Annotated in this window: 15 protein-coding genes and 2 pseudogenes; 7 read left to right on the top strand and 10 right to left on the bottom strand. The window is 46.2% G+C overall.

Annotated features, from left to right (window positions below; genetic code table 11):
- The 3 genes and pseudogenes from HGP28_RS11195 to HGP28_RS11190 all read right to left on the bottom strand — a co-directional run.
- Nucleotides 1-171, bottom strand: a pseudogene (locus tag HGP28_RS11195) (DUF1153 domain-containing protein); the annotation flags it as partial.
- Between the two features lie 78 nt (nucleotides 172-249).
- Nucleotides 250-885: pseudogene (locus HGP28_RS19215) on the bottom strand (transposase family protein); the annotation flags it as partial.
- A 64-nt stretch (nucleotides 886-949) separates the two neighbouring features.
- Nucleotides 950-2,344, bottom strand: coding sequence for an MATE family efflux transporter (locus HGP28_RS11190; protein ID WP_168836540.1), 1,395 nt, complete (start codon nucleotides 2,342-2,344; stop codon nucleotides 950-952).
- Between the two features lie 67 nt (nucleotides 2,345-2,411).
- On the opposite strand from HGP28_RS11190, the gene HGP28_RS11185 reads away from it, so the two are divergent.
- Nucleotides 2,412-3,386 carry a helix-turn-helix transcriptional regulator gene (locus tag HGP28_RS11185; RefSeq protein ID WP_246225686.1) on the top strand — a complete coding sequence of 325 codons (975 nt, stop codon included), beginning with the start codon at nucleotides 2,412-2,414 and terminating at the stop codon, nucleotides 3,384-3,386.
- A gap of 201 nt (nucleotides 3,387-3,587) precedes the next feature.
- Here the strand turns inward: HGP28_RS11185 and HGP28_RS11180 are convergent, their stop codons facing one another.
- Both HGP28_RS11180 and trxC read right to left on the bottom strand, forming a co-directional pair.
- Nucleotides 3,588-4,748: an MFS transporter gene (locus HGP28_RS11180; RefSeq protein WP_168836539.1), complete on the bottom strand. Its 1,161-nt coding sequence runs from the start codon at nucleotides 4,746-4,748 to the stop codon at nucleotides 3,588-3,590.
- Between the two features lie 346 nt (nucleotides 4,749-5,094).
- Entirely contained in the window at nucleotides 5,095-5,529 is a 435-nt protein-coding gene (trxC, locus tag HGP28_RS11175; protein WP_168836538.1) for a thioredoxin TrxC, read from the bottom strand.
- Between the two features lie 136 nt (nucleotides 5,530-5,665).
- On the opposite strand from trxC, the gene HGP28_RS11170 reads away from it, so the two are divergent.
- Nucleotides 5,666-6,763: a ketoacyl-ACP synthase III gene (locus HGP28_RS11170; RefSeq protein WP_168836537.1), complete on the top strand. Its 1,098-nt coding sequence runs from the start codon at nucleotides 5,666-5,668 to the stop codon at nucleotides 6,761-6,763.
- 28 nt (nucleotides 6,764-6,791) lie between these two features.
- Here the strand turns inward: HGP28_RS11170 and HGP28_RS11165 are convergent, their stop codons facing one another.
- Together HGP28_RS11165 and HGP28_RS11160 are read right to left on the bottom strand one after the other, a co-directional pair.
- The gene (locus tag HGP28_RS11165) at nucleotides 6,792-8,462 is read right to left on the bottom strand and encodes a VRR-NUC domain-containing protein (protein WP_168836536.1); all 1,671 of its coding nucleotides are present in this window, start codon (nucleotides 8,460-8,462) and stop codon (nucleotides 6,792-6,794) included.
- A 65-nt stretch (nucleotides 8,463-8,527) separates the two neighbouring features.
- Nucleotides 8,528-9,760, bottom strand: coding sequence for an L-lactate MFS transporter (locus tag HGP28_RS11160; RefSeq protein WP_168836535.1), 1,233 nt, complete (start codon nucleotides 9,758-9,760; stop codon nucleotides 8,528-8,530).
- 800 nt (nucleotides 9,761-10,560) lie between these two features.
- Here HGP28_RS11160 and HGP28_RS11155 point away from each other — a divergent pair.
- Nucleotides 10,561-10,920, top strand: coding sequence for an NADH:ubiquinone oxidoreductase (locus tag HGP28_RS11155; protein WP_168836534.1), 360 nt, complete (start codon nucleotides 10,561-10,563; stop codon nucleotides 10,918-10,920).
- A gap of 247 nt (nucleotides 10,921-11,167) precedes the next feature.
- On the opposite strand, the gene HGP28_RS11150 is transcribed toward HGP28_RS11155, so the two are convergent.
- Complete coding sequence (locus tag HGP28_RS11150) at nucleotides 11,168-12,292, bottom strand: acyl-CoA desaturase (RefSeq protein WP_168836533.1); 1,125 nt, start codon at nucleotides 12,290-12,292, stop codon at nucleotides 11,168-11,170.
- Between the two features lie 215 nt (nucleotides 12,293-12,507).
- Between HGP28_RS11150 and HGP28_RS11145 the strand changes: the two genes are divergently transcribed.
- Nucleotides 12,508-13,047, top strand: a complete 540-nt coding sequence (locus tag HGP28_RS11145) for a GNAT family N-acetyltransferase (RefSeq protein ID WP_168836532.1) — start codon at nucleotides 12,508-12,510, stop codon at nucleotides 13,045-13,047.
- 165 nt (nucleotides 13,048-13,212) lie between these two features.
- Here HGP28_RS11145 and ylqF read toward each other — a convergent pair whose 3' ends face one another.
- A complete protein-coding gene (gene ylqF / locus HGP28_RS11140; RefSeq protein WP_168836531.1) occupies nucleotides 13,213-14,157 on the bottom strand; it encodes a ribosome biogenesis GTPase YlqF in 945 nt (314 codons plus the stop codon).
- A gap of 348 nt (nucleotides 14,158-14,505) precedes the next feature.
- Here ylqF and HGP28_RS11135 point away from each other — a divergent pair, with 348 nt between their 5' ends.
- The 3 genes from HGP28_RS11135 to HGP28_RS11125 all read left to right on the top strand — a co-directional run bounded on the left by HGP28_RS11135 (nucleotide 14,506) and on the right by HGP28_RS11125 (nucleotide 18,390).
- Complete coding sequence (locus tag HGP28_RS11135; protein ID WP_168836530.1) at nucleotides 14,506-15,378, top strand: radical SAM protein; 873 nt, start codon at nucleotides 14,506-14,508, stop codon at nucleotides 15,376-15,378.
- Between the two features lie 286 nt (nucleotides 15,379-15,664).
- Nucleotides 15,665-17,164: a glycerol-3-phosphate dehydrogenase gene (gene glpD, locus HGP28_RS11130; protein ID WP_168836529.1), complete on the top strand. Its 1,500-nt coding sequence runs from the start codon at nucleotides 15,665-15,667 to the stop codon at nucleotides 17,162-17,164.
- A gap of 41 nt (nucleotides 17,165-17,205) precedes the next feature.
- Nucleotides 17,206-18,390, top strand: a complete 1,185-nt coding sequence (locus HGP28_RS11125; protein ID WP_168836528.1) for an alpha/beta hydrolase — start codon at nucleotides 17,206-17,208, stop codon at nucleotides 18,388-18,390.
- Between the two features lie 14 nt (nucleotides 18,391-18,404).
- On the opposite strand, the gene HGP28_RS11120 is transcribed toward HGP28_RS11125, so the two are convergent.
- On the bottom strand, nucleotides 18,405-22,256 hold the full coding sequence (locus HGP28_RS11120) for a PAS domain-containing protein (protein ID WP_168836527.1): 3,852 nt from the start codon (nucleotides 22,254-22,256) through the stop codon (nucleotides 18,405-18,407).
- Between the last annotated feature and the right edge of the window lie 143 nt (nucleotides 22,257-22,399).

The raw sequence follows: 22,399 nt of genomic DNA, 5'->3' as shown, positions 1-22,399 counted from the left end.
ATCCTTTGGATTTGCTTTAAGCGCGTTCTCCATTCCACCCAATGCATCATCAACCCACCGTTCAACTTCTGTCGGCGTCAAATCATAAGTTCTTGCCGCTTCTTTAGCTGTTGTTTTGCCTTTGATGATGTCTTTGACGAGCTCGGCTTTACGCTTTGCCGTCCAACGTTTTACTTCTGGTTCTCCATAGTACTAATGACTCCTTTTAGGGTGACACAATATCATGTCCAACCCTTCTCTGGGTCATTACATATCTGCCGCCCACTTCTGGTTAGGTGCTTCTGCCTTGACATTTTGAGTAAGCAGATTGGGTGCAATTGGCACTTTATGGTTGCTATCTGTCGTATACTTAATTTTATGCGCTGCTTTTGGCGTTAAATCTTGTCGCTTTATACTGGTGTAATGGTTTTATCATCGTTCGCAGCCAGCTCATGTTGAATTCGGCTGGACCTATCTCGTTCTTTGCTGTCATCAAACGCCTGACCTTTAAATCGAATTTTTGGCAAGCCTCCTCACGCTGAGGGATCTTGTGACGAGTAATAAAACCTACTTCGCGAAACGTCGAGCACCTTAGTCATACGGCTAATGCTGAAACTCAGCAGGTGGTCTTAGATTCAAGGGATCATCGGAACGCGTTTTTTTACAATGTCTAGCTCTTCTGCTTGCTCCGCCAACTACCTTTTAAGCTGCGCAACTTGTGCTGCCACCTCTTGTTCTCGTTGCCTGATTTTTGTACTTTGATTTGAGTTTTTGCGCTAAGCATAGATTTGAGACTCATGCAGAGACAGCTGTTTTTCGGCTGCGGCGCCACTTATTTTTTGCGAGTTTTAGAGTTTCCGCTTTGAATTCCGAACTGTGTTTAATTCTGGTTTTCTTAGTTGTCATTATTCACCTCGTTAGTGATTGTACTAACTTAACTCTGCGTCCAAAACTGCTGGTTCAGATCAGTTTATGCCGCCTGCGGTGTCTGTGGATTTTCTTGGGTGACCACGGTTAAATTGGTTATCCAATATTTTTGTTTATAGCGACGGTAGCAGAGCGTAAATTTCAACGCTTCTTCAATAAACATCAATCCATAGACAAAACGAAACTCGAGACCAACGACAAACGCCGCAATCGCACAAACGGGCAACCCGGTGAGCCACATCGCGATGAAGTCCATTCGTAAACAGAATACGTTATCGCCGCCGGCGCGAATCATGCCATTAATGATGGTCATGTTCAGCATTCTTAGCCATAAGCCACAACATAAAATCGTGACTGCCGGCGCTGCTAAAGGCGCTAACTCTGGCGTGTCGAGGTTGAGCGCATACAGTACCCAATCTTGATTTAGCCACATGATCCCACCTAACGCGATACCACAAATAAAAACCACACGAATGAAGTAGCTTGCCATTGCCTCTGCTTGCGCAAATTGGCTACGACCGAGCGCTTGCCCAATGAGTACCGAGCAAGAAATCGAAATACCAAAAAAGATCGAATAGCAAAGCGACTCAAAAGGGCCAAGCATGCTGTAAACCGCAAGCTCAGTGGTACCCATATGGCCGAAAATCATCTGATACACCATGGTACCAAAAGCCCAAAGCACCGACCCAAGTGTCAATGGCAATGCTAGGCGACGGTACGACAAACGCAATGAAGGGCGTTCAGGTGAAGACTCGGTCGTGAGCAGCCAGTGTGAGCGCCATTTTAAATAAATTAATGTGCCCACCACTTGGATCAGTCGTGAAATGGTGGTGGCAAGCGCGGCGCCAGCAACCCCCATCGCAGGCACGCCAAGCCCGCCTTTTATAAGCCAATAATTGAGTGCGATGTTCAGTACGATAGTGCCAGAGCTAAAAATTAACGGTGTGACAGTGTCACCCGATGAGCGCATGCTGGCCTCAACCACAATAATTAAGTGAGTGAGCAGCAAAATAGGAAAACCATACCATAGATAGGTTGCGCCCAATTCGATCACCTTAGCATCCTGAGTCTGTAGCATCATGATGTAAGTTGCACCAAAGGTGATTAAAAGCGAAATGGGTAGCAATACCTTAAGACCGAAATTGGCGGCAATCATGGATACAGTTTTGGCGCTACGGGTGTCACCACGCCCCCAATATTGTGCGACAAGGGTGCCGTTAGCCGATGCAAGGCCTGCCATGATCATGATGGCAACAAAATGCCATTTTGACGCAATTCCCACAGCGGCGGTGGCTTCTTTGCCAAAGTCACTCACCATCAGCACGTCAGCAAGGGATAAAACAGCCACCAATGCACTCTGAACCGCGATGGGAAAACCCAACTTAGCAATGGTTGCTAACAGATTGTTTGGTAATAAATTATTTGAATTGACCGTCACAGAATAATCGCCAAAATAGAAGAGGAACTAACAGGCTTAACTATACGTGGATTTGGTAGGATGTGACATGTGCGAAAATAACATAAACCTGTGCAAATCTGTCATGGTGAGTGAGGGTTCTCATGAAGTCGCTCCTGCATTATTGACGAAGGCATCTCAGGATACGTTAACCTCTCAGGCGTTCTTAGCGGCTTTGACGCCAAAGAGTGAGTGGAGTAATGATGTGTATTTGGCGGAGGCGTGCAAAGAGCGCTTGCTGACTCAGACAGAAATTCCAGAGTGGCACAATATTGACATGTTTATGGGAGGCATCGCGGAGCTGAAATCGGGCTATCATGTTGAGCGCGATCAGGTAGGCGTACATACTTTGCTGTTCACCTTATCGGGCGGTGGCGTACTCACTACGGCCAAAGAGGTGATCGCGATTGAACCTAACTCCTTGACCGTTCTACCCGCAAGAACCAGTTTTCGATTTGAACTCAATCCAGCACTTGGTGAATGGCATATGATTTGGCTGTTGCCAAAAGAGAGTGCCAAATGGCACCTGATTTCTGATGTGGGGCAACAAGTGCTTCGCTTTAATCAGTGCGAAATGATTTGGTCTTTGATGTGTTTACTTTTTGCTGAAATCGGCGGAAGGCCGAGTTTTCGTCGCTTTGTGGTGAGTGAAATTCAGCGTCTATTAACCGGGATTGAAACGACGCGTTCTACCAGTTTATCGCGTGTGCAAACCCTTTTTAATGAAGTAGAGAGTCAATTGCATTTGCCGTGGACAGTCGAACAGATGGCGCAGCGCTGTTTTATTAGTGAAGAGCAGCTCAATCGTTTGACTAAACAGCTCTACGGACTGTCACCAAGGGCAAAGCTCATTCAATTACGTATGGATAAAGCGGCTGATTTGCTTGGCTATAAGGAGTGGAGCATTACTATGATTGCGCATCGCTTAGGGTATCGAGATCCGTATAACTTTACCCACCGCTTTCGTAAACATTTTGGTATGTCGCCCAGTCATTATCGCAAAATGATGTATATACCCAAGTAACCTCAAGATGCATGGTTCAGCGAGAATGACTTGGTTTGTCAGTGAGGCGAGGATTTGAAGATTGAGTGGCTCTCGATCGAAAATCGTCAACAAAGCTGATGAATAAAGGTAGCTCGCCCTTTGGGAGCCAATCACTGAACCGATAGCTGCGTTAAATTAAACAAAGGGGAGCAATCGCTCCCCTTTGTAATGGTTCCACCGTTATTGGCCCGCAATCATGCGACGCTTTGTTTTGGCTGCGGCTAACAGCATATAAATGCATGTTGCCAGCATAATCGCAAATAGGTAGCCCAATAGTCCATGTCGTTGCGGCATGAATAAGTCGGCAATCACCGGCCCAACCACAGAGCCAATGCTGTAGCTAAATAGCATCACTTGAGCTGCCGAAACGATAAAGCGCTCATCAAGGTTTTCACAACCTAAATTAATGGCGATAGGGTAGAGCGCAAAGGTCGCCATGCCGAGTAAAAACAGCGCTACCGCTAAAACGGTAATCTCGCTTGATAGCAAAGTAATACCGACCGAAAAAATACCAAGCAAGCAGAAAAACGCCATGAGCAGTGAGCGTCCAACGTATTTATTCAAAACGGTAACCATAGGTTGAACGACCATGCCACCTAAAATCACCAGCGCCATCAAAGTGCCAATGGAGTCATGGCCAATATGACGGTTAGCCAACTCGACTGGCATCATGCCGTAGATCGCACCTAGCGTTAGTCCAGAAACAACACAGCCGATAATGGCGGCATGACTTAGTTTGGCAATTTGCTTTAGCGATAAACTCGTAGACTCATGGCTATTTGGCTGCTCAGAGCGCCCGAACATGAGCACTAACATAGCCATAATAATTAGGCTAGTAATGGCAATAAAGGGCAGACTACCGCTTATGCCAAGCACACCAATCGCCAACTGTCCTAGCGCCGAGCCACCATACAGCGACACCATATAAAATCCGAGGCGTTTGGCACGGCCGTTTTCGTCCCCCGCCATTAACCATGATTCGACGATGACAAATACGCCGGCGACCGCAATACCCGCGATAAAGCGAGCGGCAAGCCATACCCACGCGTTAGGTAGCATTGGCATAACGGCGATGGTGGCAACAAATGCGGCAAGGCAATAGACAAAGGCATTGCGGTGACCGAGCTTTTGTACCACTCGCTCAATGAACATCGCACCAAATAGCAGGCCGGCATAAAATAGGCTCGCAAGCCAGCTCGCCATGGAACTTTCAATACCATATTCACCGAGCATCAGCGGGATCAGACTCATCAAATAGCCTGAGGCGACGGCATAAAGCGTCAGTGCAATAACAGGTACCGAGATGCGAGGAGCGGTCGATTGATTGACTGAGATATCCATTTGCGTATGCCTTTATAGTCGGTGAATTTTGCGCGACTATGCGGCGAATTTTCGAACAAGTAAATCAAGATTTATTGTCCGTAATGGATAAAAATATTAATCGAAATTATGTTAAAAAAACGCGGAATTTGTGGCAGGCAGAAAAATGGCTAAATAACTGTCAAAACAGCCAATTAGGTTGAATTTTATTCGATGTGTAGCGCCATGGTTCGGCGCTACATTCGCAAGAGATTTCGCGATAGTCGAAAATATCAAGGTGTCAAATTCTGTGATGTATCGCACGTGAAAAATTTCATAAAAAAGTGATGCTCGCACCACTGGGTTACCCGTAGGGTTTGGCTAAAAATCATTTTGTCAGTGCGTTATTGAGCCACGCATCAAATTGAGTTTTAGGCAGTGCACCGTTTATCATATCGACCCTATTTCCGCCTTTAAATACCATAATGGTTGGAATGCTACGGATCCCATATTGCGCGCCAAGTGCTTGCTGTGCTTCGGTGTCAATTTTGACAAACCGAGCGGCGCCTTGGCGCTCTTGGGCCACCTGTTTAAACACAGGAGCGAAGCCAACACATGGGTTGCACCAGGGCGCCCAAAAATCAATCACAAGCGGCTGATCACTTTTAAGTAATGTCGATAAATTGTCTGTAGTGCCCTCAATTGGCGCTCCATCTAAAAGTGGCTGTTTGCATTTGCCACAAACTGGCGCTTCGGTGATGCGTTCACTTGGAACACGATTACGGCTTTGGCAGTGAGGGCAGCGTGTAGTGAAAGTCGACATAAATTTCCTCATGATTTGGTCTATACCCAAGTGACTTGAATATTATGTAATTCGTCGGTTGGCTCTCGAACTGAGACTATAACAATAGGTTAACATTGAGGTAAAGAGACACCGAGTTCGAAGAGGGGAAAATAGCATGACGCGTTATTATGCGGAAATTACGGGTTGGGGAAAGTGTTTACCACCAGCGATTTTAACCAACGATGACCTGAGTCGCTTTCTCGATACCTCGGATGAGTGGATCAAAACACGAACCGGTATTGAGCAGCGTCGTATTAGTCATGTGAATACGTCAGATATGGCAACGGTTGCGGCGCGGCATGCGCTGGCGCGCGCAGGACTTGAGCCGAATCAAATAGATCTAATCATTGTCGCAACCTGTTCTGCTGACACTCAAATACCCAATATCGCCTCTAAGGTGCAACTGAACCTTGGTATTCGCACAGCAGCGTCGTTTGACTTAAATGCCGCGTGCACGGGCTTTGTCTACAGCCTTGAAACGGCCACTCGGTTAATACAGTCGGGTGGTTACCAACATGCGCTCGTGATAGGTGCAGAGCGCCTGTCGTTTTATATTGATTGGGCCATGCGCGACACCGCGGTGCTGTTTGGTGATGGCGCCGGCGCGGTTGTTCTATCGCAAACGACAAAGAGGGTTGGGCTGCAGCAAGCATCGCTTGGTTGTGATGCAAAAGGGCGTGATATTTTAGCGGTACCAAAATTTGGTACTGCGATGGCGCGCTTTGCCGCTGATAATGGGCACTGGGACTTTGATTTTGTGGGGCAAGAGATTTTTAAGCGAGCGGTGAAAGGCATGAGTGGCGCCGCAGCTCGAGTGTTAGAGGCTTCTGGGTTGACTCAGCATGATGTGGATCTTGTGGTGCCTCATCAGGCGAACATTCGAATTATTCATACGCTGTGCGATCTGGCGAGAATCGACCAGAGCAAAGCGTTTGTGAATATTCAGCATTACGGTAATACGTCAGCTGCGACGGTGCCGATTGCGCTTTGCGAGGCGCTCGAGCAAGGGCGCGTCACACCGGGCGCACATATTTTAGTCGCCGCCTTTGGTGCTGGCTTAACGTGGGGTGCTGGCATTATTAAGTGGGGAACTCGAGTCACCCCCGTTGCTGAAAGCGATGCGATGCTGCCGGAGTGTGATAAATCTGCACTCGAGCTTTTGCGTGAGGCGATTGAACAGTGTCAGCATAAACCATTGCCCGAGTTATCTTGAGCGTAGCTGGTGGGTTTGTTCCGAGATTTTAGATAGTTTGGGCATCAAGGGCTGTGACGTAAAGCACTTCAATATTAATGTTTAATTTGCGCGTCACGGCAATCCAGCGCAATTGATTGTGCTGGAGTTTGTCGCCCGGGCCTTTGACTTCAATCCAACGAAATTGCCCCTCTTTAAAGGCGATAAGATCGGGCATGCCAGTACGATAATGCCGCAGATCGCTTAACATTTGCTGAAACAGCCCAATCAGCGTATCAGGTGGGATATGTTCGAGCGCGCGCTCTATAAGAGTGAGTGATAAATGCGACCAATTGACCAACGCGTTACTGATCCCCTGTTTTTCCTGGTAGCGCTCAATGATCTGCTCAATGCCTTTGCCGCTTAACGATTGTAATCGACGCTGAAGTGCTTGCTCTCTTCGATGAACAAATTCTGGGCGAAAGAGATCTCGCGGCGCGCGTTGATATCGGTTCACAAAAGCCCCTTCCACTGGCGCGTAGATTTCAGGCCAGATCGCAAGGCCCAATAGCCCGGTAAGCAGATGGTTCTCACAATAAAAAACCTCATAACCGTCAGCCTCAAGCCACTGCTTTGCCATGAGTTCAACGCGTTGGCTTGATAAATCCAGCGCGATTGTTTTTTGAGAGTAATTGAGGTTCGGGGTGGCTTTTTTGCCTCCGGATGTCGTCTTTTTCATTCGGTTAGCCACATCGTATTCATCGATGTCATAAGGGCTTTTTAGCATCTGTTCGATAATCGATTTGGCTTGCGCTAAGGGTGACTCGACGTCATCAGAGAGAGTGGTATGACTCAGATTAGGCTGCGGAGCCAGTTTGGATTGTTTCAGTAAAATGCGAACTTGGCGTTCGCGACTTGGTGGCAATGCAGTTTGTTGAAACAAGGACAGCGCGAGATCAAAGTGACCAAGACGTTCGTAATCACGAGCTAACGTGTTGATGGCGCGCTGACGCTTACGATTAAGTTCATAATGGTGGGTCTTCGGTGGCAAAGCGTGTCTGAGCGAGTTAAGCGCGTCAAGTGAGAGTGGTGCACTGTTTTGGTATTCGGTGTACCAGGCTTCGAGCGCAAGCAGCATATCCAATTCATCTCGGTGTTGAAAAAAACGCAATGAACGGCTTAGAGGATACGTTTCAAAGCTATGAATTCCGATGTCACTGAGGACAAACTGGCTTAGATCTTGGTGAGTGTTGGCAAAAAACAGCGCGAGCAGCCGAGTAATAATATCAGGAGAATAAAGCTCAATAATCGTAAAGGGTAATGCACTATATTGAGTAAAATTTTCGCCAGCGATTTGGGCGAGTAAGTTGGGTTTGGTATCGCTGCGATGCAAGTGCGGAAATTGCGTCAACAACTCTGCCTTAGTGAGCAATTTTCCAATCTGTTCATTGTCTTGAATGGGATTTAGTGCAATGAAATTCGCGTCAACAAGCTCAACGAGAAGGGGCTGAATCTCGCCAATTTCGACGTACTTCAGTTTATCTGAGCGAAATAATGTGCCTTTACGTGACAACATTCGAACCAACAACGCTTGAGCACCTGGCGACAATGCAGTAAACGCGACTAGCCAATGTTGCTCTTCTAGAGTTAAAAGATCGTCATACCAGAGCTTAGCGTGATGAATTAAAATGAAAAAGTTATCAAGGTAATAGTCTGGTTTGAGTTCGCTAGTCTGTGGCATCGCTATCTCATAAGAAAAAGGCTTAACACTAAGGTTAAGCCTTTTGGGATGAATATCCTACCGGATTATGCGTTGGCTAGAGAGGCGGCTTTTGCTTCGCTCATTGGCTTGGTAATAAACGCCAAAATAATGCAGACTGCCATCATCACCGCTGAGATGGTGTAGGCCAAGCCATAACCCCCGCCGTTTGCCATTGAAAAGCCGACGACTGCCGCACCAATCGAGCCACCAATACCCCATGAGGTGTAAAGCACACCATAGTTAGTGCCGTAGTTCTTCAGACCGTAGAACTCAGCAATAAGTGATGGGAATACTGCGAGCAATGTACCGTAGCCAACCGCGGCAATTGCAGTACCGATAATTAGCGTCAATTCAGAATCGAAAGTCGCAAAGAGAACCATGTTGATGCCTTGTAAGATAAAGGCAAGGAGCAACGTACGTACGCCACCAATTTTATCGGACAAAATACCCGCAGCAACACGGCCGCCTGAGTTAAACACCGCTAGAATCGATGCGAGGTAAACCGCATTGGGTAGGTTCGCTTGCACGCTGGCGATATTCGTGATGTTACCAATGATCATCAGGCCTACTGAAGCGGCAAGGGCATACATCACCCACAGGGCATAAAATTGAGGCGTTTTTAGCATCGCTTTCCAGCTGAGATCGAGCGTTTTGCTCGCTGCTTTTGCTTTTTGGCCTGCTTTTAATACTGGCTCTTGTGGGACATAACCTGCTGGTGGGTTATTGATAGTGCATGCAAGCGGGACAGAAATCACTAGGATACCCACACCCAAAACCATAAAGCTGGTTTGAATACCTAAGCTGTCAATCAAGGCGGCAGTGAGTGGCGCAAGGTAAATTGCGGCAAGACCAAATCCTGCGGCAATCAAGCCATTTACCATACCTTTCTTAGATGAATGAAACCATTTCATCGCCGCTGGCGACAGACACGCGTAACCAAAACCGATGCCCGCACCTGTAATGACGCCAAAAGTGATGTTAAGCGCAAGGACGGACGTAGCAAAACCGGATGCAATCATACCGAGGCCAGTTAATACCGTGCCTAAGATCAAAATATTGCGAGGGCCCATGCGGTCTTGCAAAACACCAGCAACAAGAAGACAAGCAGCAAAAGTGAATGTGGCGATTGCGTAAGGTGAAGAAGCGTCGGCGGCACTCCAGCCAAAGTCAGTGACTAGGGCTTTATTAAAGACACTCCAAGCATACAGGATGCCAAGACAAAGGTTGATGCAAAATCCAGCAAGGAGGATTCGCATGGCTTTATCAATCTTGCTCATTGTTATTCTCAGTTCGGGCCTCTTCCTGTTCGGAAGATAAGCGGGGTTTAAAGTGGCGTTACTTAAAAATTTGTTTGCGTTTTTCAACTGTTCACGCAAAGAGCGCGGATTATAACCAATATAAATGTGATTGGAATCTCTTTTTTTGATGTTAAGACAAATTGAAACCCACACAAATTTAAATGTTAATAAACTATGTCGCTGGTGTTTGATGTGGTCCACAGATTGATCTGAATGAGAGGCATATGCTGGTTTTATACCCGCCCTACTTGAAGTTGCAGCGGCGTTGACGGGCACTCACAAACCTCATCACATAGTCTACCTATGCTCAGAGGTTTTGCTCGTTGGTTGCCTACCTGCATCTTCAAGTTGTTTGGGTATAGGTTTTGGAAATATTGGGCTGTGTTATTGAGAAGTGCTGAGCATTGTCTATCAATTCTCGCTTAATTTTCGCCAATTACATCTTGATAAAAAGTGCGCACAGAAGCGAGTGTATGAAATTTAAGCAAACAATCTATTGAGTGTGAATGTTAATTTTGTGTTGCGATTTTTGTTTATTGGTAATTTAAAAATAATGGCATCAGGGATGGCGGGTTTGAATCAAAATTATGGTGTTAATAAAATGTTTCAAACAATTCATTTGCTTTTTTTATATCAGCGCCTGCGAAATTTAATCTCTTGATATTTAAAAGTATTAACCCGAGAATGTAATGAAAACTGATTTTCCACAAATGAAATGAGCGAGTTTGACGCTCATCAGCATAACCGAATTACGCAATTGAGTTGTCTGTGAGGTCGTTATGAAATTATTTGTCGTATTATGTGCATCGATATCTGCAGGTTACGCATCGGCAGATCACCTATATTCATTTTTGATCGGACTGTACATCGCAGCACTGGCGGTCAGTGCATGTTATTGGTTTGCGTTTCGTAGCTCGCGTTTTCCCCAACTGGCGCTATTTCTATTACTTTGTGGCATGTTGGCAAAGTTAGGGGTGACCGTGTTTGGAACCATTTGGGCACTGTCGCGTGATTTGATCAGCTCGCCGTTTATTTATTCACTTTCTTATTTATTCTTTTCAATTGCGATTACTTATCTGTGGTTTAGCTATAAAGATAAACTCACATGGAAAGCCTTGGGAATGGACCAATCGAATTAATCGCTGTTGGCATTTTTTGACTGACCGATACGGGCACGTATATTCTAGCAAGTCCGCATCGGTCAGGTATTAACCCAAACAACGTTAGTTGAGTCATTGAGCAGTTGAATCACCCGTCGTACTTGAAGTTGCAGCGGTGTTGGCTGACTCTCGCAAACCTCATCACATAGTCTACCTATGCTCAGAGGCTTTGCTCATTTGCCGCCTAGCTGCATCTTCAAGTGGTTTGGGTATAGCCAAGGTTAGTTTACGCGTATTTTGCGACTAAACGATGCCAATTGGCACGTTGCTTCTCCAACTCTAAGCCCAGTTGTCGATAATGCACTTTTTTCAGAGCCAATTCGTAGCGTGTGCTTATGGAGTGAGCGTTACTATCAAGAATCTCGCGTTTTAACGCATAATAACGTTTCAGGTTCTCAACCAGTTGGTCAAAATCTTGCTGCATTTGTAGTGAGCGCTGGCGGTAATTGGGTAATGACGTCATTTTTTCTTTTGCATTATCAAACATCGCTCGTAATTTGGCGCGTTCAATAACAAAGCTCGGCGTACGTCGCAGTCCATCCGCTAAACCGATTCTACTTAAAAGATAAATGAGCCACTTTGTTGGATCAAAATGCCACCATTGAACGCCATTGCGGTAGTCACTAGCAAACAAGTGGTGAAAGTTATGGTACCCCTCACCAAACGTAATCAATGCCAGCAGCGGATTATCACGAGCACTATTATTGTGATTGAACGGCTGCTTACCCCAATAATGAGCAAAAGAATTGATCAGAAACGTTGAATGGTGACTTAAAAACAGCCTAACGACCCCAACAAATATTAACATTCCCCAAATATCTTGATAGTACCAACCTAATAGCAGTGGAAAGCCGATATTGGTGCCGATTGCCAAAGGAACATAAAAACGGTGTTGCCAGCGCACAATAGGGTCGTTTTGTAAATCGCGGCAATTACTGTAGTCGGCATAAGTGTTTTGGTTGTATTGGCGTAGCATCCAGCCAAGGTGAGAAAACCATAAACCACGTTGAGCCGAGTAGGGGTCTTTATCGTGGTCATCCACGTGCTTATGGTGCATTCGATGATCAGAACACCAGTGTAAGATGCTATTTTGCATCGCAAAGGCCCCCCCAATCGCATAACAGACGCGAACAACGGCGTGTGTGCGGTAGGCTTTATGAGCCCAGAGCCGATGATAGCCAGCAGTGATTGATAAATTGGTGAGTGCAAAGGCGACGATCAGCCAAATGAGGTGGGCCCACGTGACCCCGTACCAGTAGGCATAAAGTGGTGCTACTAAAATTGAGATTAAGAAACTGGTAGAAAATAGGACTAAGTTTAGCCAAATAAGAGGGGGTTTTTCAGCGTTCAATTTTGCTTTTCCATTTTAAGCGAACAATTGTACGCCAGAATATCAGCGTACACGTGTAAGTCAAATGGATTTTTGTAACCAAATTTCTGACTAAAATGGCCATTATTGTGATTTATTATTCAAAAAGATCGTTCGGTGAATTTTGCTTTTTCAACTGCAGTTGTTAGTATTAAAAAAGTGTCAGGAAGACATTGCTAAGTATCAAGGACTGGATTATGGAATTTCGAACAGCAAATTATGCCGATTATGTGCAGATTGCACGCTTGCATAGTGCGAATATTCAGAAAATATATCGTCAACAATTGGGTTCGCAATTGAATGCGCAAGAGCTCGAAAATGAACGGGCGATTTTGTGGCAAACTCGCCTTACTAACCCTCCCTATGGCCAATACGTTCTCGTGGCAGAACATGATAACGAAATCGTCGGCTTCGTGTGTGTATTTGGCAATCATGATTTCGAACGCGGCAGCTATATCGATAGTTTGCAAGTTGACGAGCGTTATCGGCGCCAAGGAATAGGGCATGGATTGCTTGAGCGGGTGGTGCGTTGGCAAGCCAACTATTTCCCAACATCAGGGCTTTATTTCAAAGTGCCACAGGAGAGTGAAGCGGCTCTTGATTTTGTGCACGGATTAGGCGCGAGTGAGGACAGCAGTAGCATAAGCCCGGTTTATCGTGTGGCAGAGACCGCGCTTGCGGCAAGAGTGATGGGTTGGCCAAGCCATAATGCTTTGGATCTTGGTTTGAGAAACTAAGGTAAACAGACCCAACTGTTTCTCGTTGAACTCCGCATTTTGAGGATAAAGGCCAGCCAATAATACGGCCGTCTCAAATTGGCAGAGATAGTGTTCGAAAGGGTATAAAGGGGCCGTAATGTGGCCCCTTAACGCTAAGGTCAACAGACCCTAGTCTCCTAGTTGTTAGCGTTTATTACGAAGATAGCGTTTGCGACGCTCTTCTTTACGTGCGGCTTTTTCTTCTTCGCGACGCGCCGTTTCAACTTCCACTTCGCGTAATTCCTCGGTGATCATTTCAGGGCGCTCTAGGGTAATTTGACCAAGAGTCCCTTGGCGGAGTTCGTGCAATAGAATTTCCGACACTTTATGCAAATCGACTCTTCCACCAGCGCGAAGTGCGCCACGACGACGTCCAATCTCTTCCATAATTTCGATGTCAGACTCGGGTAACTCATCCAGTTGGTAGCGCGAGATTAAGCGTTCTGGGTAGGCCTGCGCTAAATATTCCACAGTGTAAAACGCAACTTCGTCATATTCCATCGCCGTGTCTTTTACCGCCCCGGTTGCCGCTAAGCGAAAACCACTGTGAGGGTTTTCGACTTTTGGCCACAAAATCCCTGGTGTATCGGATAGCACAATGCCGTTTTGTAGATTAATCCGCTGTTGACGTCGCGTCACTGCAGGCTGATTACCTGTGATGGCAACCGTACGGCCGGCAAGTGCATTGATTATGGTTGATTTGCCCACGTTAGGGATGCCCATAATCATAGTGCGAATATTTTTACCAATCTCTTCACGGTGCGGCGCAAGTTTACGGCACAGCTCCATAATTTTATGAACTTCGCTAAGTTCGGAGGTGGTGATCGCCATCGCTTTAACGTTGTGCTCTTTTTCGAGGTGTTCAATCCACAACTGAGTCATCTCTGGATCAGCGAGATCGCGCTTATTTAATACCTTAACCACAGGTTTATCACCACGTAGGGTGGAAATCATCGGGTTTTCGCTACTAAATGGGATCCGCGCATCCAACACTTCGATGATCACGTCGACCTCTGGGATCGCTTCTTCGATCTCTTTACGTGCTTTATGCATATGGCCTGGAAACCATTGAATGCTATTGTTAACCATATGAAAAATATACCTTTAGTTGTGATTCGGTGGCGAGATAGAGTGTGGAGGCTCTGGAGATAATCAGTGTTGAAAAACTTTGGTTGTTGATGAACCTTGGTCAAAGCCACCTAATACCGTGTCAAAATTGATGCGGGAATATTAGCACTTTCTTGAGCCAAGGAATAGAAGGCAGAACGGAGCATTCTGAAGTCAATTGGGTGAAGTACAATTATTAAAAAAATCGAGAAACTGATTAAACATTGTCATGCATTATCAAATAAATTCCCTGTGATAGGCTGCGCCACTTCATTAGTCGGTCGAGTCGAGTGAATCTGTCACGCGGTAGGCCAGTTTGGGAGTTGTCATATGCATTATGAAGGTAAAGTTTACCGTCCATGGCCTGAAGCGCGCAGTATCTTGATCCAAACAACGCTGGGTTGCAGCATCAATACGTGCACATTTTGCAGTATGTTTGATGATAAACGGTTCAAAATTCGCGATATTGACGATGTGTTTCGCGATATCGACGAAGCGCGTCGGCTTTATAGTTATGTTGAATCGATTTTTTTGATTGATGGTAATGTGATGGCCGCTCGCACTGAGTATCTGGTTAAGGTGCTTGATAAATTGCGTCAGACTTTTCCTGAGGCGAGCAAAATCTCAATGTATTCGGGACTCAATGATTACCGCCGTAAAACGGTCTCTGAATTAAAAGAGATCCGTGATGCCGGGCTTGATATGTGTTATTCCGGCCTTGAATCTGGCGATCGTGTCGTACTTGAGCGAATCAAAAAACGTATGACACCGGAACATGTGATTGAAGGCATGGCACGAGCGAAAGAGGCCGGAATTGAAACATTGCTCTCGTTTATTTTTGGTCTTGGTGGGCGAGGTCGCTCGATAGAGCATATTGAGGCGACCACAGAGCTACTTAACCTTACTCAGCCGGAGCAAATTGCACCAATGGCACTGGCGATACAGCCAGGAACCGTGCTTGAGCAAGAGGTTGCGCGCGGTGAGTTTGTTATGCCAACGCAATTACAAGTGTTAGAAGAAGAGCAATATTTATTGCAGAACATGAATTTCGACACCTTCTACTGGGGCGATCATGGCAATAACCTCGTGCCACAAAAAGGCGATTTTTTAACGCATCGAGAGACGTTTTTGACCAACATTCAACGGGCAATCGCGGCAAATCCGATGGCGAAAGACCGCGTTATTCAAACCTTTTCTTGGTAATGAGCAGACAGCTAATACTCGAATAACCTACCGCTAAGTGACCCAAGCCTCTGAACACTTCGTGAACATATACGAACTATGTGATGAGGCTTGGCTCATCATCTTTTTTGACGATTTTAGATTGAGAACCACTCTATCTTCAAATCCTCGCCTTAATGATAAACCCAGTCATTTTCGCTGAACCACGTTTCTGAGATGACTTCGTATAATCCTTATTTCTTTTCTTGATATATCAGCATGATGCAGCCACGCTTTTAGGAGTGAAAGCAAGAGAGCAGATAATGTCATGGCTGTGTACGATGTGATTGTCGTTGGTGGTGGGATTAACGGCGCAGGTATTGCGGCCGATGCAGCAGGTCGAGGTTTAAATACGGCGCTGTTTGAGGCGAATGATTTTGCCAGTGCCACATCAAGCAGCAGTTCCAAACTGATTCATGGTGGATTGCGTTATCTTGAACACTATGAGTTTCGTTTGGTCGCCGAAGCGTTGGCAGAACGTGAAATCTTGCTGAATAAAGCCAGACACATTACGCGACCCATGCGCTTTCGTTTACCTCATCGCCCTTATTTGCGCTCTCGTTTGATGATAAGCGCTGGGCTTTTCCTCTATGATCGCCTTGCCAAGCGTAAGGCGCTTGGCAAAAGCACGCGTGTTGATTTAGCTGCTTCGGGCTTGTTTATTGACGCAATTAAAACAGGGTTTGAGTATTCAGATTGCTGGGTGGACGATGCTCGGTTGGTTATTGCCAATATTCAAGCGGCGCAACGCAAAAAGGCGCAAGTGCATAATTACTGTGAAGTCACGCAGGTCAAAGTGATAGACGGCTTATGGCAGGTGAGTTTGTTTGATAAGCGCCTTCAGAAAGCGCGTGTTGAGCACGCAAAAGTCTTAATTAACGCCGCAGGCCCTTGGGCTGAGCAGTTTATCGAACAAAAAGCGCAGCGCACGTCTCCGCATCAGATTCGTCTTGTACGTGGCTCTCATTTTATTGTTCCCAAACTGTATGAGGGGGATGAAGCGTATATTTTGCAGCATCATGACAAACGGATTGTGTTTGTTATTCCATACTTGAATCAATATTCAATGGTAGGAACAACCGATGTGGAGCATACCGCTGATCCCAGTCAGTGCTCAATGAGTGATGAAGAGCGCGATTATCTGCTCGAAGTGGTTAATGCTCATTTTGCAAAACCTGTGCGCGCGGAGGCGATTATTAGCAGTTTTAGTGGTGTGCGCCCCCTTTGCTCGGATGACGCAGAGCAACCACAACGTGTGACTCGTGATTACACACTGTCGCTACAAACTCATCAAGGTGCGCCGATTCTATCTATTTTTGGCGGGAAATTAACCACCTATCGTAAGCTTGCTGAAGCGGCGTTGGCCAAGTTGGCCCCTTTCTTTCCCACTATGGGGGGCACATGGACCGATAAGGCATTTTTACCCGGTGGCGATATTGTCTCTTTAAGTTCATGGAAGAGCCAGCTGAAGAATCAGTTTCCGTGGTTACCGACCGCACTGCTTGAACGCTACGCGACTTTGTATGGCAGTGAGGCGGCGCTCATTCTTGCCGGAGCTCGATGTGTTGCCGATCTGGGGGAGGAGATTGCGCCTGATCTTTACCAGCGCGAGCTGGATCATTTAATACACAATGAATTTGTTTATCACGCTAGTGATGTGCTTGAGCGCCGAACGAAATTGGGATTAGGCTACACCAATGACCAAATTGCGACGGTTGATCGATATTTGCAGCACCATTGCTCTTGCAATTTTGCCTATCAAAAATGACCATCGTAATATCAAACTTTGCTATCAAAGGCGCGACGTCGATGAATTACCATCTTATGTTTGGGTTGATCCTGACTCTTTTGCTGAGTGCCTGCGCACACTCGCCGGAGCATCCGCTATTGCAGTCGTCTGAGCCTCAATACCCCACCGAGTATGAGAGCTTTGCTCAATATCGTCATCAAGCCTATCAGATGGTGAAACGGCACCGTTATTTTTTAACCGCAAATTATGACCAAGAGCTTGCGGCCAATGTCCCGTACCAAGTCATGCCAAATGCGGTTGCAAAAAAGGGGGTTCTCCTAATTCACGGTTTAGGTGACTCACCATTTTCGTTTGTCGATATCTCTAACCGCTTAGCGCAAGAGGGGTTTCTTGTTCGCACCGTTTTATTACAAGGTCATGGCACGCGTCCTGGTGATTTACTCGATGTTGACCATCAAGCTTGGCAAACTTTGGTCGCAAAGCAGGTTGAACTACTGAAGACCGAAGTGGAAGACGTTTATCTAGGTGGTTTTTCCACCGGCGCCAACTTGGCCTATCTTCACGCAGCGCACGATCCCGACATTCAAGGTTTGATGCTGTTTTCCCCGGCGTTTAAATCAAACGAACCATTGGCTTCGCTCGTGAGTTTGATAAAACCATTTAGAACGTGGCTGCAAGACGCAACGCCCGAAAAGGCAACAAACTATGCTCGTTACGCGATGACGCCCACCAATGGTTTTGCGGAGTATCAGGAGACCAGTGAAAAATCACTCAACCAGATAGAGCATGCACCATTTTCTCCCCCCGTGTTTATGGTGTTAAGCCAGCACGACAGTGTGTTGGACTCTCGCTTTATTCGCAACGCGTTTAACGAACGGTTTACCCATCCTAAGAATCGGCTTATCTGGTACGGCTCTCGCCCATCAACAGTGAAGGGACGCACTCGTTTTATTAATAGTGCAATGCCCGAGCGGCGTATTACCAACATGTCCCATATGGGTGTGCTGTTTGCCCCATCAAACCCTTATTATGGTGAAGCAGGCTCCCAACGCATCTGCCGTAACCACAGCGGAGAAACTGCGGCGCAAGATCAGCGTTATTGCGAGGCAGGAAACCCCGTGTGGTACAGTGCTTGGGATGGTCACGATGGGGTTCATGTACACGCAAGACTGACTTACAACCCCCAATTTGACCTGATGATGGATGATTTGGTAGACGTGTTTACCAAACCTTCAGATTTGTAGCTAACCCAGCATCTTCAAGTTGATTGGGTATATATTGTTTGATGCTGTTCTGCGAGTAAGATTTTTAACTCATCGCACTCGCGAGTTAGGGTTACTTTATCGCCATTGCGGAAAGCAAAGCGCAAACCATCAGCGGCTAACGTGTAGCTACGTCGTTCCAGTTCATCACAAAAGCCGTTAAATAACCAGACATCCAGTTCTCTCTGAGCGCTTAGAGTCTGAGATAACTTATTGAGCTGGGCGTAAAACTGTTCGTCACTCATCAGCGGTGTTTTACGAGTATGGCGCTTCATTGCGAGAGGGATAAGTACGTCTAGGCGGCTATCGAGCATATGAAACAACCCAGTACAATCGTGCGGTTCTTGAGTCCGCAGTTGATTTTCAACTCGGCCCGCTATTACGGCAAGTTCTTCGTCTGCCATGGCTCGAGCAGCGCCTTTGAGTCGGTGAACTAAAATTCGCGCGCCATCATAATCACCGTGAATTAACTTACCGTCGACTTGGTGCTTGAAATCGCTAAAACTTTGCTGAAAGCTGTCTAGCGTGACAGTCAATAATTCTTCATCATGGTTAAAACGTTTTGCGAGCATGACGCCATTAAGATGGGGCGGTAGCTGTTCAAATAAGCTTGTGTTAGGCGTTTGCAGTGTATCGGTCGTAGCCTCTATTTCTACCGAAGTGTGCTCTGCGTTGCGCAATAGTGCGGCAACCAGTTCTTCAACTTGAAATGGTTTTAACAAATAATCATTCATACCTGCATTAAGGCCATTTTCACGGTCTTCAGGTAGAACCGACGCGGATACACCAAAAATTAATGGTTGCGTAATGTTATTCAACGCACGAATTCGCGTGGTTGCTTCTAGGCCACTCATATCTTCCATATGAACGTCCATCAAAATTAAGTCAAATTTGCTTTGATTAATCCATTGTAGTGCGTCAAATCCTGATTCTGCTTTGGTAACTTGTGCACCATAACGACTGAGTAGGCCGGCGATGATGTCATTGTTCATCGATAAGTCGTCTACGGAGAGAATGTTCAGCCCCTCCAACTGCTCGGAAGTGACACTCAGAGTGACGGTCGGCGCTAATGCAGCATCGCAAAGTTGGATTAACGCAGTCTCTAATTTCTTTTGTGATACGGGATGCCAAATGATCTCACTTCGAGCATGATGCAGTTGCATTAGTTGATCGGCACGAGCGGGTGAGCGAAGCAGATAAATGGTATGGTAATCGTTAAACAGTGAATGGGGCAGGGTTTCTGTGTTTGCCATATCCACGAGTATCACAGCTTTTCGCGCTCGCCCAGCCGCTTTGTTAAGGGCTTCAACGCTCTGCGCGTGTATTATGGGCAGTTCTAATGACTCGGCAAACCCGACAAGCTGATGGTAGGCAGTCGGCTGATTGCCATAGAAGATAAGTTCAATCCCTTGGTCGATTATCGCGGAGTGATCATACTGGTTCTCTATGGGAGTAATGGGCAAGCGGATCTTGAAAATAGACCCATAGTTTAGCACGCTGCTAACCGACATTTCTCCTTTCATCAGTGTGATCAGGCGATGACAGATAGATAAGCCCAGACCTGTGCCACCGTATCGGCGGGTGATGCTCTCGTCGCCTTGAACAAATGCATTGAAAATTCGGCGCTGCTGCTCTTCTGTCATGCCAATGCCGTTGTCTTCAATTTCAATGACAAGCATATGCCGGTTTTCAGCGCCTAATTCACTCGCAAAACGAACCTGGACATGCCCCCCTTGTGAGGTGAACTTAAGTGCATTTCCGACGATGTTAGTAATGATCTGCCCAAGTCGCAGTGGATCACTGGTAAAATGGCTGGCTGTATTGGGATGCACTGATACGTCAAATTGGATCTGTTTTTTTTCAGCATTGGCAACGAACATATCCAGATTATCTTGAATCAGAGACTCTAACTGAATAGACGCATAGTTGAGCGAAAAATTACCTGACTCAATTCGAGAAAGATCCAAAATATCGTTAAGAATGTCCAGTAAGCGTTCAGACGAGTATTTGGCTTTATCGACGCATAATTTTTGCTCGCTGCTCATGTCACTGTGACTCAATAAATTGAGCATTCCAATCACCCCATTCATTGGGGTGCGAATTTCATGGCTCATATTGGCCAGAAATGCCGACTTCGCCTGATTGGCAGCTTCAGCTTCGTCTTTGGCCGAAATCAGAGTCTCTTCGCGTAGTTTGTTGTTCGTAACATCATAAACCACGCCATACATTAGTCCGTATGACTCAGAATATTTCGCGCTGGATTGCGCAAGCATACGAATGTATTTGGTGCGTCCGCCATCAAATTCTAACGGCAAGGTGAAATCAAATGCTGAGTTATTTGCCAAAGCGAGCTGATAATGGCGGTCAATCATGGTGCGTTCAGCTTTCGGAATACGCTTCAGTATGTCCTGAAACCCCATCGATGTATTGAGTTCTTCTTCGAACAAGTCGTACATTTGTTCAGACCAATGAATATGGCCCGCTTGGCAATCATGAGTAAAAACGCCAATATTGCCGATTTTTTGCGCCTGATTCAGATGCAAAATGGCTTGTTGTAGTGACGTATTGAGATTTTTGGCTTCGGTGATATCCCAGTTACAACCGACAACGCGGTCGGTTGAGCCATCTTCGGCTTTAATTATGGTTGCTTTGCTTTTGATCCAAATGACTTTTTGAGCACGGTTGATAATGCGAAATTCGGTATCAAAAACATCAAGGCCATTTGCAGTATCGCGCAGTAGCGTTTGCATTCGTATCAAATCATCGGGATGAATGTAAGGAACCCACGCGTCTAATTGACTCGCATCTTCGGTAGGCTCGACGCCCCATAATTGGCGCAGAAGATCGTCACTGATAACATGTTGCGTCTTAGGGTCATATTCCCAAATGCCAATGCCAGCGGCTTCAGTGGCGAGCTTTAATCGCTCTAACAGAGCAGCATTTTCTTTCTGACTTGCCAGCAATTCACTGCGCAAACAATTTTGTTCATGGGTCTGTTGCTGCTCAAGATCAACGATAGCTTGGACATTAGTGCAAGAGCCAAACCATTGCACAATATTGTCATCGCGGTCTTTTAGCGCTTTGGCTCGAACATCAAACATATGGTAGCGCTGATCCGCGTCTTTTAAGCGAAAAGTGGCAAGAAAGTCGTCACCTGAACGTATGCTGTGGCGCCAAAGGTCAAGAACCCAAACTCTATCTTGTGGGTGGATCAGAAATTGCCACGCAGAGCCAAGTAACTGTTCTGTTTCAATGCCACAAAACTCGGTCCAGTTCGCGCTCATAAAATTACTGAGACCTGTTGAGGTTGCAGTCCAATTAAGATGGGGCATGAAGTTAGCAATACCGCGAAGGCGGCACATTTCTTGAGCTGAAGGCTGTGACAGTTTTTGATCTATGGGTTGGGTGATGTCGTTGTGAAAGCCCATTACCCGAGTGGGGAAACCGTCTGGGTTAAATAACGCATGGCCGCTACAGCGAATAATGTGTTCCGTTCCCGATTTTCCTGTGTAGCGCACAATTTGATCGTAAGCACAATTTGGGTCGTTGGGGGCGCTTAAGTGGGCATCTATGTTCCTTTTCGCCAGTTGCAGATCGTCTTGATGAACCAAGCGTTGCCACTCTGATGTTTGGTGAGATTTTTCGTCGGGATCAAAGCCTAAGTTTTGCCAAAATCGAGGACTCATCCAGGCCTGATCCCCATCTTCAACATCCCAATACCATAGCCCATCAAACGATTTTTCAAGAAGTGCCAGAACTTGCTTTGGATTATGAGCGATGAACTCGAGCATCTCACGATAAAGAGGATGATCTTCATTGCCCGGAATTGCTTGTTCGTTATTGTCCATGCGCAAAATGTCATTTCCTTGATTGAATTTGAGTAGCCATGCAATGATGACGGATGCGTAAATCAGTTTCGCGTCTTGATGAAAACAGGAATTAGTATCAATTAGGTGAGTAATAACTCTGGTTATATCGCTTGTTGTATCTT

It is taken from the genome of Vibrio agarilyticus, assembly GCF_012641465.1.
Taxonomy (GTDB): domain Bacteria; phylum Pseudomonadota; class Gammaproteobacteria; order Enterobacterales; family Vibrionaceae; genus Vibrio; species Vibrio agarilyticus.
Note: the sequence above shows the minus strand (reverse complement) of the source record. Positions and strands in the feature narration are given on the sequence as shown.

Coding starts and splice junctions, on each gene's coding strand:
- HGP28_RS11180 (WP_168836539.1), bottom strand. CDS start 4,748: ATGGATATCTCAGTCAATCAATCGACCGCTCCTCGCATCTCGGTACCT.
- HGP28_RS11165 (WP_168836536.1), bottom strand. CDS start 8,462: ATGCCACAGACTAGCGAACTCAAACCAGACTATTACCTTGATAACTTT.
- trxC (WP_168836538.1), bottom strand. CDS start 5,529: ATGTCGACTTTCACTACACGCTGCCCTCACTGCCAAAGCCGTAATCGT.
- HGP28_RS11160 (WP_168836535.1), bottom strand. CDS start 9,760: ATGAGCAAGATTGATAAAGCCATGCGAATCCTCCTTGCTGGATTTTGC.
- HGP28_RS11125 (WP_168836528.1), top strand. CDS start 17,206: ATGAATTACCATCTTATGTTTGGGTTGATCCTGACTCTTTTGCTGAGT.
- HGP28_RS11170 (WP_168836537.1), top strand. CDS start 5,666: ATGACGCGTTATTATGCGGAAATTACGGGTTGGGGAAAGTGTTTACCA.
- HGP28_RS11185 (WP_246225686.1), top strand. CDS start 2,412: ATGTGCGAAAATAACATAAACCTGTGCAAATCTGTCATGGTGAGTGAG.
- HGP28_RS11120 (WP_168836527.1), bottom strand. CDS start 22,256: ATGGACAATAACGAACAAGCAATTCCGGGCAATGAAGATCATCCTCTT.
- HGP28_RS11135 (WP_168836530.1), top strand. CDS start 14,506: ATGCATTATGAAGGTAAAGTTTACCGTCCATGGCCTGAAGCGCGCAGT.
- HGP28_RS11155 (WP_168836534.1), top strand. CDS start 10,561: ATGAAATTATTTGTCGTATTATGTGCATCGATATCTGCAGGTTACGCA.
- ylqF (WP_168836531.1), bottom strand. CDS start 14,157: ATGGTTAACAATAGCATTCAATGGTTTCCAGGCCATATGCATAAAGCA.
- HGP28_RS11145 (WP_168836532.1), top strand. CDS start 12,508: ATGGAATTTCGAACAGCAAATTATGCCGATTATGTGCAGATTGCACGC.
- glpD (WP_168836529.1), top strand. CDS start 15,665: ATGGCTGTGTACGATGTGATTGTCGTTGGTGGTGGGATTAACGGCGCA.